A 15152-nucleotide genomic window follows, 5' to 3' on the forward strand; every position below is an offset into this window, starting at 1 on the left:
GCTGACTATTACGCTGCGTTGTTTTCCTTGACCCCGAATCAATGACAACGCTCTGAATCCTGCATCTTGAAGTCACTTGGGTATAAGAGTCATTTACAAGGAGGAGCGACATGTACCGTTATGTCAGTTCGCCAAAAGCATCGAAGTACATAGTGCCACCACCACAGCATCGCGAGTTGTCGAGTATCGATGTACCGGAGTCAGAACTTGAGATGCGTGAAATTCTGAACAATTGGTTTGCCGATGGATTGGCGCCCATCATTGAAAATGAGGACAATGACATCTCTGCTAATGAGCAACAGCGCTTTGAGCAGCTCAGCCGCACGGTGGGCGTGTTACTGCGTAATAAAGATTACTACTTCGCCACTAAGCGGATTCTTTCGTTGTGGGAGCAAGACTGCTTAGAAACGACTTACGTTAATTATCTGATTTTACGTAGTGAGCGCATACCATACTTCGAATAAGCCCTATTTATAGGCTTAAAATAGTGGTTTACATGGTTTTCTTAGTAACTTTTGACACCTGTATTTAACATTTTTGTAAACATCGTTATATTTAAGGCTCATCGTTGTCAGGAGTTTATGGATGAACCTTACGATATCAGGGAAGTTGCAGCTCAGTTTTGTGCTGCTAGCCGTACTTTTTATGGCATCAGCGGTATTCACGTATCGCAACGTCACTACCGTAGAGCAATACGCCTCTTCGTTACTTAAATCCGATTTACCGACCGTCGACACCAGTCGCGGCATCCAACAGTCCGTTCAAGCGTCGCTGTCCTCGATTCGAGCCTACATGTTGCTAGGTGGCGATGAAGAGGCGAGCGCACGTCTGAGTGAGGACGTGCGTAATATCATGGCATCTACAGACGAGTCGCTTCCAACGTTGCAGGCGTTGATCTCTGAACAGGATTTTCAAGCGATCCAAAGCCAGTGGGACGCGGTAAAAGTTTCTCTAAACAAGCTGATTGAACTTAGCCACAGTGATGAGAACTTACCCGCACACAACCTCTTTATTAACGAAGCGGCACCCATTGCAGAAGTGGCACTTGACCAGCTTCAAAGCTTAATCAACGAAGAGTCAGGAAACCCATTCGGTGGAGACAGAAAACGTCTGTTCAAAGTTTATGCCGACAGCTATACCTCGCTCGCCAATGCACTGTCTGCACTGCGAGATTTCCTGTTATACGGGCAGCAAGATCATCTAGACAAATACCACGACTTGATTAAATACCACAATCAATCTGTGGCGGAAATCGATAGCAAACTCGACAGACTTACCGATAACGACCAATCACTGTGGTCACTGTTTAAAGAAATGCAGCAACTGTACTTTCCTTTAGCAGAGCAGGTGATTGCATTGCGTCAATCGCCAGAATGGAACGAATCAAACTTGTTAATGGCGAATGAACTGTTGCCAGCAGCGGATGCACTAGACCAAAGTTTAGAAACGATCGTATTGGCTCAGCAAAGTCGTGCTGATCAAAGTGGACAGGGTATTAATCAGTCGATCAAGAACGTACTGACCACTATGTTGATTGCAGCAGCATTAGTTTTGTTTGCCGCAGTAGCGATTTCAAAATACATGGGCAACACCATTGGTCGCCGAGTGAAAAACTTATCGGAGCGAGCCAAGACGATCGCTTCAGGAGATGTTTCTCAGCCTCCGTTAACTGTTGTTGGGAAAGATGAATTGGCAGACCTTACCGATTCGATTAACCGCATGAACCAATCGTTAGCGAGCATCGTGGCAGGGGTGAGTGAGAAAGCGCACCAAGTGGATACCAGCATGGGAGCTTTATTGGAATCGGCGCAAGTCACTTCATTGAATGTTGAACAGCAACAGACCAGCATTGTTGAAATGGGAAGCCAATTGGATGAAATCGCTTTAGCCGCGCGTAACACCCTAGATCAAGCCAATCAATCAGTACAGAAGCTTTCTGATTCAAAAGGCGAGATTGAACAAGGTCGCGATGCACTAGAGCAAAACAAAGTCACCATGGAAAGCTTACATGGCAGCATTGAAACCGCGAGCACGCAAGTGACGCAGTTAAGCAAAGAGAGCGAAGCCATTGGTCGAGTTACAGAGGTGATTGAAGGCTTAGCAGAACAAACTAACTTACTGGCATTGAATGCCGCGATAGAAGCAGCGCGTGCGGGCGACCAAGGACGAGGCTTTGCAGTTGTGGCGGATGAAGTACGTATGTTAGCGACTCGCACTACTCAATCGACGACAGAAATCAACGGCATTATCAACGCGATTCAACGCTCGACCAATTCGGTGGTTGAGGAGATTGAACACAGCCAATCACTTGCGGAGCAGGGCGCTGAGCACATTGAAAAAGCGGTAACTCGTTTGCTCGTCACTACTGAACAAATTGGTTCTTTGAATGAACAAATGGCAGAGCTTGCGGCAGCGGCAGAGCAGCAATCTCATGCGACCAACTCGATCACTGGATTGATGTCCGATATAACTCAATCAGTGGATGAGGTTTCGAATAACAGCCAACGTGCATCAGAGACATCATTGCAAGTAAAAGAGCAAGTTACTGAGCTGAATCAACAGATGGCAACTTTCAAAACGGCATAGATAAGGTTTACGTCTGTTCATCTACTTTTGAACGTTAACCAAATAGTAAAAAAGCCCCAATTCTTTTTACACAAAAAGGATTGGGGCTTTTTGTTGGATGATACGCCGATATTCGTCTGCTTGCTCATTGGATTTGGCTATTTAAATCATAGCTAAAACCAAATTTTCTTCACCGAGTCAGAGTCGTAATATGACTCCATCGGCAGCAAATACTGCAAAAGAATTTTTAAACTTTATACCAATCCCGGTAAGAGAATAGTTCGTTACTACGATTGGTATCATCCTTCTAGGAGCAACATTATGAACAAACAAGTAAGCCTAATTGGTCTAGACAGCGAACAATCAGCACAACTAGCTCAACAGTTAAATCAACTGCTAGCGCATTACCAAGTGTTGTACATGAACTCTCGCGGTTACCACTGGAACATTAAAGGTGCGCAATTCTTCGAACTGCACGTAAAATTTGAAGAGATTTACACTGATCTACAAACAAAAATCGATGAGCTTGCAGAGCGTATTCTAACTTTGGGTCATACGCCAGCGCACTCATTCAGCAACTACTTGGAAGCAAGTGAAATTAAAGAACATCAAAACGCGACTTCTGGTGAGGAGTGTGTACAAGGTCTGGTTCAAGGCTTTAGCGTTCTACTTCTAAAACAGCGTGAGATTCTACAAAACGCGGGTGAAGCAGATGACGAAGGTACAGCGGCATTGATGGGTGACTACATCCGTGAGCAAGAAAAATTAATGTGGATGCTTAACGCTTACCTACAAGGCTAAGCAGCGCATCACCCAAGCAATCCTTGGGAACGCATGAAACAATCGGGAATAAGTCATAAGGGGCACGTTGGTGCCCCTTTTTTTGTTTGCGTATTTTATATGTGTGCTTTATTTGCGTGGTAAGGATTCAAAACGGCTCAATAAATCACTGAGTTCATTAAGCGCCAATGAGGCTGAATCATTGAAGGTTTCTTGATTACCGTGATGAACAAGGCAAGAGGGCATCTGCGCGTTATACGCTGCCTGCAAGTCGTAAAGGTAATCGCCGACATAAAGCACTTCATTAGGCATCAAACGCCACTCTTTCGCCAACACCTGCAAAGACAATGGGTCTGGCTTGGGCGGGAAGCATTCACGAGTGATGACTCGTTCCACTGAGATTTGGTTGTGCTCTAGTTTGCGCTGCGTGGCGATTTGGCAGTTGCGCGTCACGATAGCGGTTTTGATTTCATTTTGATGCAAGTGGGCGAGTAATTCATGGCAGCCAATCATTGGAGCAGACTGCTCAGCATCAGAAATCTCGTAATCAAATATCACGTTATGAGCGTGCTCTCGATGATGAGGGTGCTCAAGTGCGTCGACAAAATCCAATAGATCTTCACTCTGCGGACAGCCAAGCTGTTGTCGCAATTCGCCGAAGTTCATATCAGAACTCACCAAGGTGTTGTCTAAATCAAACACCACGGCTTTAATTTTATCGAGCTGTAAAGGGAATGGAATCATAATGACCTCGTACAACTTAACCGAACTATCGTTTTAAAAAACAAAAGGTTATTGTTAAGTTTAGATTCTTCTGCTTGGATTGTACGAAAATAAATCACTAGTACGTCACAAATTAAATAGTCTTAACGATTTTAGTGTTTGATTACCTTTCCTCAAGACGAAAGATTTTGCCGCTGTCGGTAGAAAAGTAGATATAACCATCGGGGCTGATGGTTATATCTCTTACTCGCTCACCAAGATTCTCCATCAATCTTTTTGATTCGGTGAGCTTGCCATTCTCAATAGAAGCTACGTTGATGTGCGCCAGTTTCAATGCACCGGCGAGGATTTTTCCGTCCAATTCAGGGTACTTATCGCCACGGTACAAAATCATGTTACTTGGTGCGATAGAAGGGATGTATACCAGTTTTGGATCTTCCATTCCCGGTAACGACTTAGCTTCCCCGACGTCCAACGGACCCCAATACTCTTTACCATGAGAGACTTTTGCCCAGCCGTAGTTCGCGCCTTTCTTGATTAGATTAATTTCATCGCCACCCCGTGGTCCATGTTCAATCGACCACAGCTGTTTTGTTGCTTCGTCGTAAAACATACCTTGTGGGTTACGGTGCCCGTAACTCCATATCTCATGACGAGCTTCGGAAGGTTTGAATGGGTTGTCTTGCGGAACCGAACCATCAAGGTTAAGGCGTAGAATACTGCCAGCATGGGTTTGAGTGTCTTGTCCATTATCACGTTCGCCACGGTCACCGATTGAGAAGTAAACTTTATCGTCTACAAATGAAATTCGACTGCCGTAGTGGCGACCTGTATCGGTGAAGGCATCAGCAACAAAGAGATCTTTCCAACCTACAAGCTGATTGTTTTGCAATTGCGCCGTCGCTAACGCCACCGTATTGCCTTTGCTCGTACGCTTGCTGTAGGTAAAGAAGAGTTGCGGGTTTTGCTTATCGGCATTCGGTGCGAGCGCAACATCCAATAAGCCGGCTTGTCCACTGGTGTTCACATCGGGAACGTTAAACAGCTTTTGAGGTTTGCCTGTGGTGATATCCAGCAACGAAACCGTACCGTTCTTTTGATTGACGATAACGCGTTGATTATCTAAGAACTCGATCCCCCAAGGGATCTGAAATCCACTCGCCACTTCGTTGGCGCGGTATTCGGCAGTGTTGGCAGAACAGGATAAACAAGCGAGTAGGGTAGCAGCAATCGTTCTCATGGTTCCTTCCAATATGAATCGTATTAATACTTAAAAGCTAACACTAAAAGACTATGTTTGGCAGAGATTCACTTGTATATGAATGTAAAAAATCCCCGATACGAGATCGGGGATTGAATTAAGGCTAGAGAATTGTTTAGTTAGCGAGATTACATCGCTTCTTCGAAGATCTTAGAAATTTCTTCGTGAGTTGCTTGTTTAGGGTTAGTGAAACCACAAGCGTCTTTCAGTGCGTTGTCTGCTAGTGTTGGGATGTCTTCTAGTTTCGCACCAAGCTTTTTAATACCTGCTGGGATACCCACATCTTTCGCTAGAGTAACGATAGCGTCGATTGCTGCCGCTGCACCTTCTTCAGCAGACATGCCTTCTACGTTTACGCCCATTGCTTTTGCTACGTCACGTAGACGCTCAGGACATACTTGCGCGTTGTAACGCTGTACGTGAGGTAGAAGAATCGCGTTACAAACACCGTGTGGAAGGTCGTAGAAACCACCTAGCTGGTGTGCCATTGCGTGTACGTAACCTAGAGAAGCGTTGTTGAACGCCATACCCGCCATGAACTGTGCGTATGCCATTTGTTCACGAGCTTCTAGATCTTCACCGTTTTTCACTGCTGTGCGTAGGTAAGCTTGGATAAGCTCAATCGCTTTGATTGCTACTGCATCAGTGATTGGTGTTGCCGCGATAGATACGTAAGCTTCAATCGCGTGAGTTAGGGCATCCATACCTGTTGCCGCAGTTAGCGAAGCAGGTTTAGCGAGCATTAGCTCTGGATCGTTTACCGAGATAAGCGGTGTTGTGTGCTTATCAACGATAGCCATCTTAATGTGACGCTCTTCGTCAGTGATGATGCAGAAACGCGTCATTTCAGATGCAGTACCCGCCGTCGTGTTGATCGCGATAAGTGGCATCATTGGTTTTGCAGATTGGTCTACGCCTTCGTAATCTGCGATTTTGCCGCCGTTAGAAGCAACAAGCGCGATACCTTTCGCACAGTCGTGTGGTGAACCGCCGCCTAGAGAGATAACGAAGTCACATTCGTTATCAGTAAGAAGTGCTAAGCCGTCGTTAACGTTGCTGATAGTTGGATTTGGTTGAGTGCCATCAAACACAACGGTTGCTACATCGCGCTCAGTGAGAAGGTCTTGAACTTGTTTGACTACACCGATTTGGTTAAGGATCTTATCCGTAACGATCAAACCTTTTTTAAAGCCTTGAGATTGGATGCTGTCTGCTGCGTCTTTCAAACAACCAGCGCCCATTAGGTTTACCGTAGGGATAAAAAATGCACTTGTCATATTGGATAGCTCCGTCGTTATTTTTAATAATCTTTCTTAATTTGCCATTTACTGTCGCACATTCGTTTCCAGATTGAAGTTGATCTGAAGCAAGTTTACCTACTTAGAGGTACTTGCAAGAGAAAAACTGTGACAGTGATCTTGTTGCACTGCGTATAAGTGCAACACTGATATAAAGTAGAACAAATATGAAACTATGGACGCAAACGATTGGCAGAAATTGACTTCTGACGCGGATATATCTCTAAATTCGACTAAAGTATAAAAAATCCCCATTAATAACTTAATTATCAATGGGGATAGAGAAGTGTTTTATAAGATAACTACTAATAATTAAGCTATTTTAATCAGCTTTGATACTAACTTTTCGATACCTGAAGCCGCTTGAGAGATATTTTCTGCCAACATGTAAGCAGGGGTTGAAAGTACGAGGTGTTTTTCATCAAAAACGATGTCTTCGACAGAGCACGTGGTGTGTTCACCGCCCATTTGATTAAATGCTATTGAGACTGCCTCATCGTTGCCTACCGTTCCTTTCACGCCTTGCTCATAAATCATCGGAATAATGACAGGAGAAATACACAGATAGCCAGCTGGTTTTTTCGCATTAGCAAACGCGCGACAAGCTTGAGCTACGTGTGTGTTAATGGAGCACTCCGCACCCGAAACAGCGAAGTCGGTTAAGTTTTTCGCGGCACCAAACCCACCTGGAAGCAGTAGGGCATCGTATTCATCAACGTTAAGTTTGGCGACATCGTCAATATTTCCGCGTGCAATACGAGCTGATTCGATCAATACGTTACGTGTTTCATCCATTTCGTCACCAGTTAGGTGATTGATGACGTGGAGTTGGTCAATGTTAGGTGCAAAGCAGTGCCAAGTTGCCCCTGCTTTCTCGATGGCGTAGAGCGCCAACACTGCTTCGTGGATCTCAGAACCGTCGTAAACGCCTGAACCACTTAAAATGACTGCGACTTTTTTCATGTTTGGATTCCTTTACTCTGAACGTTCCTTAGATTGCTCTTTGCTATCTAGACCATGCGTTTCCGAATGTGTTTTAACGTTTTCACTCTCGTTGTCATCTTCATCATAGTAGCGCACAACAAAGGGTGTAAGCATAACACTAGAGGGCAGAAAATGTTTCATATCGACTCCAACGGCTTAATAGAATGATTTTTATACTGATTTTTATAAAACAGTACGTTGAACCTGATCATTTTTGAGTTAAGCTGACGTTTCCTTTGGCATTCGTGAGTGGTAGGTCACATGAAATCAGTGCAATTTCGTTTCACACTTTATGGTTGTATCGCGATTCTCTCTTGGAGTTGTCTGCTTGGCATCGCGAGGTTGGTTACGGAGAGTTTAGGTCCTGTAGGCGGGGCAGCCATGTTGTACTCTCTTAGCTCTGTTTTCCTTCTTATCGTGGTCGGTATTCCAAAGTTGTCTTACTTTTCTCCCAAGTATCTTGCGCTTGGTGGTGCGATGTTCGTCTGTTATGAAATATTTCTCGCTCTATCTTTGGGATATTCCAACTCGCGCGCGCAGGCAATTGAGGTGTCGATTGTCAATTACCTTTGGCCCGCACTGACGGTTTTATTTGCGGTCCTTGGCAGCAATAAAAAAACAAACTGGTTGCTTTATCCCGCAGTTACGCTGGCGTTTGTTGGGGTTGCTTGGACTGTGAGCGGTGAGAATGGCTTATCCATAACTCAGATCATGTCCAATGTTAGTAGTAACCCTCTGGTGTATTTTATGGCTTTCGCTGGCGCGGTTATATGGGCTTTTTATTGCAACTTAACCCAAAGGCAGCAATCTAAACATAATGCGATTACCCTGTTTTTTATTGCAACAGCTGTTTCGCTTTGGGTCAAATACGCGTTTACGGATGAGCCACCAATGACATTCAGTTGGGAAGCGATGGGGTACTTAGTGGCCTCTGCGGCTTTAATGGCTGGTGGTTATGGTTTATGGAATATCGCGATCGTTGGCGGCAATATGGTTTTTCTCGCCACCTTGTCTTACTTCACACCCATTTTTTCCGCTTTATTTTCTTCCATTATTCTTGGCGTAACTCTGAGCCATAGCTTTTGGCAGGGCGTTGTGATGGTAACGGTGGGCTCGCTGATGTGTTGGTTAGTCACCAAAGAGAAGCGCGAAGCGGCTGGGTAAGTTACCAACGAGATCAGAGAATTTAAGTGAGCAACGAACAGATCTCCCTTGCGAGCTGTATTCGAATACGAAGAAACTAAATCGAAAAAATTAAAAAAGCTCCCGAGATTGGGAGCTTTTTATTGAGTTTTAACGGCTCTTTGGTGGCACTCTAATAAGCGACGTTCAAGTGTAGTTGAAGCTTGAATCTGTGCTTCGACAGTCGCTTGATAAGCTGCTTACGAGTGTGCTCTAGTGTATCAAGCTCCAATGTGTCGTCATCAATATGTACGTCCACATTTACTCGTAGCTCTTGGCCCACCTTCGTTACGCCAGCCAGTTTCAATTGATGCTCAGTTACTTTTTCAATCTCAAGAACATCTTTGCCAACGCTCTGACACAGCTCTTTGCTTGGTGCCATCATTAGTAGTTCACGTAAGGCACCTACTAGCATATCGAACGGTACTTTGAGGAAGTAAAAGCCCATTAAAACCATCATCATGGGGTCGGCATATACCGCATACTCAGAGAATGGCGTTAGTGAAACAGCCCAAGCCGAGATAAATCCTACGGTCACCGCCACACTCAACAAAGTATCCATTTGCCACTGTTTTTTCTCCGCTTCAATCAAGCCTGATGAGAAGCGGCGGCTGCGTTTCGCCATAAACCACCAAGCGTAACCACAACCGATAACATTCACGATGCCGAATAAGGTCGCAATAGAAGCATCGACCTCGCGACCTCCAGACATCAATGCTGATATCGCAGAGTAGAGAGAGAAGCTTACAACCACTAAAATGACGGCTGCTTTTATCGCAATAACGATTGGTTCTAAGACCGCTTTTCCAAATGGGAATACAGATTTTGAAGGCTTGTTAATATAGTAAGAAGCGGCCAGTGACAATAAAGTTAACAGTAAGCTGACCAAAGAGTAAACACCGTCAAACACGATGACAATTGATCCTACAAGCAAGCCAAGTACCATACCACCAGCAGCGAACCCAGATGCCAAAAGGGCTGAAATGGTTAGAATACGGTTTTCGTTTTTGCTTGTCCTGTCACACATAAAAGATGCCTTTGAATTTTAATACCTTACTATTCTTCGCTCATAAGGTAATTTAGGCAACCACAAAGTGACCAGTAACTAATCTAAAAAATTGCGTTTTTATTTATATTCCTATAAAACAATGGCTTACTGTGATTTTTTGGTGTCAGTAAAATTGACGCTCACTGATAAAATGTTTAGAAGTCAAATAAATACTCGCTCAATTTATCTGCTAACCACGTCATTGCTGGATGCTCAGTATGGCCGTTAGGTGAAAACATACAGTAGTCTTCTTGCGTCAATCCGTATGTGTGTTTGATAACGGCGAGCTTCTGCTGACGAAGGTAATGGCGGATTAATGGTTCTGGAAGCACGCCCCAAGCGTCTTCTTCTAAGATGGTGTTCAGCATGTAGTCAAAACTCGAAAAACCAATATATCGAGTCGAGAAAGGTTGCAGTTCAGGGTTGTCTTTCTCATTTAGGTACACCATTAGTGCTTGCATCTGACTACGTAGATCTTCGTCTGAGACACGGCGCATCTTACTTAGGCGGTGTTCTACACTGCATACTGACATCATACGTATCTTGCCTAATGGGTTATATACGATACGAGGATCGTCTACTCGCTCATAATCAACGCCGAAAGCAAAATCTACTTGGTGGGTACTGACCAAGTTGGCTAAGTCGCCACTGGATGCCAAGATTAAGTTGAAGGTTGTTGAAGGAAAGCGGTTATTCAATGTATGAGATAATTCTTGCCAGAGATCATCAGGTAAGGAGTCGTCACGTGCTACCCAAACTTCCGCGTTAAACCCTTCCGAGATTTGAGCGCAGGTCTTTCTGACCCGTTGTGCGATGATAAGTAGGTGTTCGCAATCTTTGTAAATGGCTTTCCCAGCTTCAGAGAGGGTGAGCTGGTTGCCAGTTCGGTTAAACAATTCAACGTCGAGATCTTTCTCTAATGCCTTAATCGACATACTGAGTTTGGTACGATTGCAGTCGAGTTGCCTTGCCGCTTCAGAAACAGAACCACACTCAGCGATGGTGCAGAAGGCTTCTACTTGAGTTAAGTTCATGATTTGACACAACCAATAAATGAATTCAAATAATTTGGGTATTATGCAGATGCGCTCCCAAAGCCATGAAAGATTATCGAAAAAAACGCGAATCCGCCAGATAAGTCTATGGTCTTTTAGCGGTTTTGCGGTAATCTATGTGGGTTACAAAAAGTGAACATGGAGGCCACGATGGCACAAGATTGGGACGGCTTAGCAAAAAACTGGGAATCAAATCCAGCAACAGAGCAATTTGCGCAGTCGGTGTTTGAGCAGTTACAACAGCTAACTCAGCTTGATGGCATTAAAGTACTAGATTTTGGATGCGGAACAGGGCAGTTAAGTCAACGATTGTCACCGATGGTTAAAGACATCGTAGCATTAGACGCATCGGAAGCCATGATTGAGGAACTCGATAAAAAAGAGCTCGTCAACGTAGAACCTGTGGTAGATGCATTATCTCGCGGCTTGGTCGCTCAGCATCCGGCGTTTCGTGGACAGTTCGACTTGGTGGTTGCATCATCAGTTTTAGCGTTTGTGGAAGACTTAGACGCGTCATTAACGATCTCGCATTCTCTACTTAACCACGGCGGCTATTTTGTTCATTTTGATTGGATTGCAGAATGTGAACAAGACGGTTTTACCCTTGCGAAGTCTGAGCGTGCACTGAAAGAAGCAGGCTTTACTGAAGTTGAATCGCAACACGTTTTTGACATTACATCTGATGGTAAAACAATGTCGGTATTAATGGGGCTTGGTCGTCGCTAATACCGCTGAATAAAGAACAAAAAATGACAAAAGCGAGCTAACAAGCTCGCTTTTTTCTTATCTGCTGAGGGTATATGTAACTTCACTTGCTCTAAACGAGCGTCGTGGTGCAGGCAAGGACATACTCGAACAACTAAGTCTTCGGAGGTTATTTTGAGACGACTATCCTGCGTATCTCCTCCAGCACTTCAGGGTTGGCTATTGCGCCTAAATTTTCGACGCTTCGGTTGTTAACGATTTGCTTAACGGCTAACTCGACCAGCTTTCCTGAGCGTGTCTTAGGTATATCGCTTATTGCGTAAATTGCACTAGGTACATGCCTTGGAGAACATGCAGACTTTAGCTGTGCTTTGATGGAAGCGATCATCTCGTCATTGAGCTCTACCCCTTTGACTAATTGGACAAACAGCCATATTTGTTCGTTGCGATCGACTTCTTTTCCTACTGCGATCGAATCTAGAATACCGTCTATACAGTTCACTTGCTGATAGATTTCGGCCGTGCCGATTCTTACGCCACCAGGATTCAACGTGGTATCACTTCGACCATAAAATACGTATCCCCCAACGCGGGTCTGTTCAACATCATCGCCGTGGTGCCAAATATTGTCGAATTTATCCCAATAAGCACGATGATATCTCTCACCGGTGTCGTTCCAAAAGCCAGCAGGGAAGTTGGGTAATGAATTGGCACAAACCAACTCACCGCGCGCTCCCATTACGCTATTACCTTGTGGGTTAAAGACTCGGACATCGACCCCTAACCCTGCTGATTGGCACTCTCCCCGATAAACGGGAGAAATAGGGTTGCCCAATACAAAGCAGCCACAAATGTCTGTTCCGCCAGAAATCGAGGCGAGGTGTACATCTTCTTTAATGCGCTGATAGACATAATCAAACTGTTCTGGATACAGAACAGAGCCCGTTGAGCAAATGGTTTTCAGACTTGGAAATGCATCACTTTTCTGCGGAGAAAAAGGTGCTTTTTCCAGCGCCTCTAGGTATTTTGCTGAGGTTCCAAACAGCGTCACTTCGGCTCGTTCTGCGAGGTCCCAGAGCACATTATGAGTGGGGTAAACAGGGCTACCATCAAAAATCACCAAACATGCACCGCTCGCGAGTGAAGAAACGTGCCAGTTCCACATCATCCAACCGCAGGTCGTGTAATAAAACACTCGGTCGTTCGGTTGGATATCGCAATGCAGTTGATGCTCTTTCAAGTGATTAAGCACCGTTCCGCCGACGGAATGAACGATGCATTTCGGTTTGCCTGTTGTGCCTGAAGAATAGAGCACAAATAGCGGATCGTTAAAATTCACACGAGTAAAAGTCAGCGCTTCGGGGGTGTATTGATTCAGGACATTTTGCCAATCTTGGGTGCAGACATCGCATTCAAAAATGTGTGGTTTAAGGTAGCTAATTTGGCAAACTTGTTTAAGACCATCAAGATGATCCGCAATATGCTGGTTTTTCTTAGACATATCGAAAGTTTTGCCATTGAATGTATAGCCATCACAAGTAAACAGGATTTTGGGTTTCACTTGACCAAAGCGCTCCAAAACGCTTTCGACGCCAAAATCAGGTGAGGTGGAAGTCCAGGTCGCCCCTAAACTGGTGGTTGCTAGCATAGCTATTACCGTTTGAGGTAGGTGAGGTAAATAACCAGCGACGACATCACCTTGCTTAATTCCACATTCTTTCAACCATTGCTGCACACTCGAAACTTCTTCGCACAATTGTTTCCAGGTGTAGGTCTGTTTTTCTTCACGTTCATTTTCAAACCAAATCGCGAGATCATCGGGTTGGTGACACGCGTAGGTTAGCAAATTTTCGGCGTAGTTAATTTGCGCGTTTGGGAACCATTTTATATCCCTATTTTCAACAGGTTGCTGCCAGCGACTTTCTGCTCGCTCTTTTATGGTCTCTCCCTGAGTGCCAATGACGTCGCAGAATAGCCAAACTTCCTGCCAAAATTTTTCTACATGATCGAGTGACCATTGATGCAGATCAGCGAAGCTTTCAAGGGTATTTCCTTGTCGATTAATGTGTTCAATAAACTGTGTAATGTTGGCTTCTTCGATACGACTTTCGCTCGGTTGCCATACTTTGCTGCTCTCGCGCATAGGTCCCTCTATAACAAAGTGATAACAGGTTTTAGTTTGAGAGGAATACACGATAAAGTCAAACAAGCCAGATATTATATCGTGTCATAAAAATCATGCAGTTACGATGAGTTGTAAACAATATGTTACATCGGGATGATGCTGAGAAAATCGCGCAGGGATTGGAAGCTCTTAAGACTACAGATAGGCTTAATGTAAAGGATTTGTTAATGGAGATGAGCCATGACCCAGTATCGTTCTAAACCCGTAAACCAGGAAGGCAGGGTTGAATGGAGCCGTGAAGAAGACGCCATTTGGCGAGATTTGGTAACACGACAAATGGGTGTGATCCAAAACAGAGCTTGTAAGGCTTATTTACACGGTTTAACGCTGCTTGATTTACCTCAAGACCGCGTTCCTCAATTGCCAGAAATTAATCGTGTCCTGATGGAGACAACAGGTTGGCAAGTGGAGCCCGTTCCCGCGCTTATTGATTTCGACCGATTTTTTAATCTACTCGGTAATAAGTGCTTTCCAGTCGCCACATTCTTGCGTACAAGAGATGAGTTCGATTACTTACAGGAGCCAGATTTCTTCCACGAAATATTTGGTCATTGCGCGATGTTAACCAACCCAGACTTTGCTGCATTTACCGAGCATTATGGTCAACTAGGGCAAGCCGCTACCCCAAAACAAAGAGCCTATCTCGCTCGCCTCTACTGGTTTACCGTAGAGTTTGGCTTGGTGAAAGAAGGGGACAAAACCAAAATTTACGGTGGTGGTATTCTTTCATCTCCTGGCGAAACCCTCTACGCATTAGAGAGTGATGTAGCAATTCGCGACCCATTTGAATTACAAACAGTGCTGAGAACGCCTTATCGTATCGACATCATGCAACCGAAGTACTACGTGATTGATGACTTTTCTCAGCTTTTTAAAATCAGTCAGTTAAATTTATTGAAACAAGCCGATCTAGCGATTGAAGCTGGACTGCTTCCTCCACTTTTTGAACCAAAGGAACCTGCTCATGTTGAATGAACAAAAATGCGAAGCTTGTAGTATCGATGCCATTGCACTAAGCAAAGAAGAACAACAATCTCTGCTGCTGCAATTGTCTGATTGGCAGATCATTGAAAGAGAAGACATACCTCAACTAGAAAAGGTGTATAAATTTAAGAACTTCAAACAAGCATGGGCTTTCAGTAACAAAATCGCGGAACTGGCAGAAGATGAGTTCCACCATCCCTCTATTTTGTTGGAATGGGGTAAGGTTACCGTAACGTGGTGGAGTCACTCTATCAAAGGTCTGCATAAAAACGATTTTATCTGCGCATCAAAGTGTGACTCGCTAGCATCGGCAGAGTAGGACATTACCTCATACAAAAAACGCCCGGCTTATGTCGGGCGTTTTGGTTCTAAATGACTTTTA

At 44.5% G+C, this 15152-nt stretch carries 15 protein-coding genes; 7 read left to right on the forward strand and 8 right to left on the reverse strand.

Going from position 1 to position 15152, the window contains the following annotated elements; genetic code table 11:
* Positions 1 to 110 precede the first annotated feature (110 nt).
* The 3 genes from H9L11_RS19665 to H9L11_RS19675 all read left to right on the forward strand — a co-directional run bounded on the left by H9L11_RS19665 (position 111) and on the right by H9L11_RS19675 (position 3366).
* Positions 111 to 464 carry a hypothetical protein gene (locus H9L11_RS19665; RefSeq protein WP_033906832.1) on the forward strand — a complete coding sequence of 118 codons (354 nt, stop codon included), beginning with the start codon at positions 111 to 113 and terminating at the stop codon, positions 462 to 464.
* Between the two features lie 121 nt (positions 465 to 585).
* The gene (locus H9L11_RS19670) at positions 586 to 2586 is read left to right on the forward strand and encodes a methyl-accepting chemotaxis protein (RefSeq protein ID WP_033906833.1); all 2001 of its coding nucleotides are present in this window, start codon (positions 586 to 588) and stop codon (positions 2584 to 2586) included.
* 300 nt (positions 2587 to 2886) lie between these two features.
* Complete coding sequence (locus H9L11_RS19675; RefSeq protein WP_033906834.1) at positions 2887 to 3366, forward strand: Dps family protein; 480 nt, start codon at positions 2887 to 2889, stop codon at positions 3364 to 3366.
* A 108-nt stretch (positions 3367 to 3474) separates the two neighbouring features.
* Here the strand turns inward: H9L11_RS19675 and H9L11_RS19680 are convergent, their stop codons facing one another.
* From H9L11_RS19680 to H9L11_RS19700, 5 genes are all read right to left on the reverse strand, one after another.
* Positions 3475 to 4089: an HAD family hydrolase gene (locus H9L11_RS19680; RefSeq protein ID WP_021707668.1), complete on the reverse strand. Its 615-nt coding sequence runs from the start codon at positions 4087 to 4089 to the stop codon at positions 3475 to 3477.
* Positions 4090 to 4231: 142 nt separating this feature from the next.
* Positions 4232 to 5308, reverse strand: a complete 1077-nt coding sequence (locus H9L11_RS19685; protein WP_033906836.1) for a PQQ-dependent sugar dehydrogenase — start codon at positions 5306 to 5308, stop codon at positions 4232 to 4234.
* 149 nt (positions 5309 to 5457) lie between these two features.
* Positions 5458 to 6606 carry an L-threonine dehydrogenase gene (gene yiaY / locus H9L11_RS19690; RefSeq protein WP_205391111.1) on the reverse strand — a complete coding sequence of 383 codons (1149 nt, stop codon included), beginning with the start codon at positions 6604 to 6606 and terminating at the stop codon, positions 5458 to 5460.
* A gap of 333 nt (positions 6607 to 6939) precedes the next feature.
* Positions 6940 to 7590, reverse strand: a complete 651-nt coding sequence (gene elbB / locus H9L11_RS19695) for an isoprenoid biosynthesis glyoxalase ElbB (RefSeq protein WP_205391112.1) — start codon at positions 7588 to 7590, stop codon at positions 6940 to 6942.
* Positions 7591 to 7602: 12 nt separating this feature from the next.
* Positions 7603 to 7752 carry a hypothetical protein gene (locus H9L11_RS19700; protein ID WP_205391113.1) on the reverse strand — a complete coding sequence of 50 codons (150 nt, stop codon included), beginning with the start codon at positions 7750 to 7752 and terminating at the stop codon, positions 7603 to 7605.
* A 120-nt stretch (positions 7753 to 7872) separates the two neighbouring features.
* Here H9L11_RS19700 and yddG point away from each other — a divergent pair, with 120 nt between their 5' ends.
* Positions 7873 to 8775 (forward strand): aromatic amino acid DMT transporter YddG, encoded by a 903-nt coding sequence (gene yddG / locus H9L11_RS19705; RefSeq protein WP_005389394.1) that lies wholly within the window; start codon positions 7873 to 7875, stop codon positions 8773 to 8775.
* 151 nt (positions 8776 to 8926) lie between these two features.
* Here yddG and H9L11_RS19710 read toward each other — a convergent pair whose 3' ends face one another.
* Together H9L11_RS19710 and H9L11_RS19715 are read right to left on the reverse strand one after the other, a co-directional pair.
* Entirely contained in the window at positions 8927 to 9820 is an 894-nt protein-coding gene (locus H9L11_RS19710; protein WP_053303754.1) for a cation diffusion facilitator family transporter, read from the reverse strand.
* Between the two features lie 176 nt (positions 9821 to 9996).
* Positions 9997 to 10875: a LysR family transcriptional regulator gene (locus tag H9L11_RS19715; protein WP_005375568.1), complete on the reverse strand. Its 879-nt coding sequence runs from the start codon at positions 10873 to 10875 to the stop codon at positions 9997 to 9999.
* Between the two features lie 171 nt (positions 10876 to 11046).
* On the opposite strand from H9L11_RS19715, the gene H9L11_RS19720 reads away from it, so the two are divergent.
* Positions 11047 to 11622 (forward strand): class I SAM-dependent methyltransferase, encoded by a 576-nt coding sequence (locus tag H9L11_RS19720; protein WP_017821100.1) that lies wholly within the window; start codon positions 11047 to 11049, stop codon positions 11620 to 11622.
* A 148-nt stretch (positions 11623 to 11770) separates the two neighbouring features.
* On the opposite strand, the gene H9L11_RS19725 is transcribed toward H9L11_RS19720, so the two are convergent.
* Complete coding sequence (locus H9L11_RS19725) at positions 11771 to 13744, reverse strand: acetoacetate--CoA ligase (RefSeq protein WP_047101579.1); 1974 nt, start codon at positions 13742 to 13744, stop codon at positions 11771 to 11773.
* Between the two features lie 222 nt (positions 13745 to 13966).
* On the opposite strand from H9L11_RS19725, the gene phhA reads away from it, so the two are divergent.
* Positions 13967 to 14761, forward strand: a complete 795-nt coding sequence (gene phhA / locus H9L11_RS19730) for a phenylalanine 4-monooxygenase (RefSeq protein ID WP_205391114.1) — start codon at positions 13967 to 13969, stop codon at positions 14759 to 14761.
* The gene (locus H9L11_RS19735; protein WP_053303750.1) at positions 14751 to 15089 is read left to right on the forward strand and encodes a 4a-hydroxytetrahydrobiopterin dehydratase; all 339 of its coding nucleotides are present in this window, start codon (positions 14751 to 14753) and stop codon (positions 15087 to 15089) included. Before phhA ends, H9L11_RS19735 begins: the two co-directional genes overlap by 11 nt.
* Positions 15090 to 15152 lie beyond the last annotated feature (63 nt).

It is taken from the genome of Vibrio sp. sp1 (assembly GCF_016920955.1).
Taxonomy (GTDB): Bacteria; Pseudomonadota; Gammaproteobacteria; order Enterobacterales; family Vibrionaceae; genus Vibrio; species Vibrio alginolyticus.

Excerpts from the sequence above, each read along its gene's own strand:
- H9L11_RS19670 (WP_033906833.1), top strand. The coding sequence starts at position 586 with ATGAACCTTACGATATCAGGGAAGTTGCAGCTCAGTTTTGTGCTGCTA.
- H9L11_RS19720 (WP_017821100.1), top strand. The coding sequence starts at position 11,047 with ATGGCACAAGATTGGGACGGCTTAGCAAAAAACTGGGAATCAAATCCA.
- H9L11_RS19700 (WP_205391113.1), bottom strand. The coding sequence starts at position 7,752 with ATGAAACATTTTCTGCCCTCTAGTGTTATGCTTACACCCTTTGTTGTG.
- yiaY (WP_205391111.1), bottom strand. The coding sequence starts at position 6,606 with ATGACAAGTGCATTTTTTATCCCTACGGTAAACCTAATGGGCGCTGGT.
- H9L11_RS19675 (WP_033906834.1), top strand. The coding sequence starts at position 2,887 with ATGAACAAACAAGTAAGCCTAATTGGTCTAGACAGCGAACAATCAGCA.
- phhA (WP_205391114.1), top strand. The coding sequence starts at position 13,967 with ATGACCCAGTATCGTTCTAAACCCGTAAACCAGGAAGGCAGGGTTGAA.
- H9L11_RS19685 (WP_033906836.1), bottom strand. The coding sequence starts at position 5,308 with ATGAGAACGATTGCTGCTACCCTACTCGCTTGTTTATCCTGTTCTGCC.
- H9L11_RS19715 (WP_005375568.1), bottom strand. The coding sequence starts at position 10,875 with ATGAACTTAACTCAAGTAGAAGCCTTCTGCACCATCGCTGAGTGTGGT.
- H9L11_RS19725 (WP_047101579.1), bottom strand. The coding sequence starts at position 13,744 with ATGCGCGAGAGCAGCAAAGTATGGCAACCGAGCGAAAGTCGTATCGAA.
- H9L11_RS19710 (WP_053303754.1), bottom strand. The coding sequence starts at position 9,820 with ATGTGTGACAGGACAAGCAAAAACGAAAACCGTATTCTAACCATTTCA.
- H9L11_RS19680 (WP_021707668.1), bottom strand. The coding sequence starts at position 4,089 with ATGATTCCATTCCCTTTACAGCTCGATAAAATTAAAGCCGTGGTGTTT.
- H9L11_RS19735 (WP_053303750.1), top strand. The coding sequence starts at position 14,751 with ATGTTGAATGAACAAAAATGCGAAGCTTGTAGTATCGATGCCATTGCA.
- yddG (WP_005389394.1), top strand. The coding sequence starts at position 7,873 with ATGAAATCAGTGCAATTTCGTTTCACACTTTATGGTTGTATCGCGATT.
- H9L11_RS19665 (WP_033906832.1), top strand. The coding sequence starts at position 111 with ATGTACCGTTATGTCAGTTCGCCAAAAGCATCGAAGTACATAGTGCCA.
- elbB (WP_205391112.1), bottom strand. The coding sequence starts at position 7,590 with ATGAAAAAAGTCGCAGTCATTTTAAGTGGTTCAGGCGTTTACGACGGT.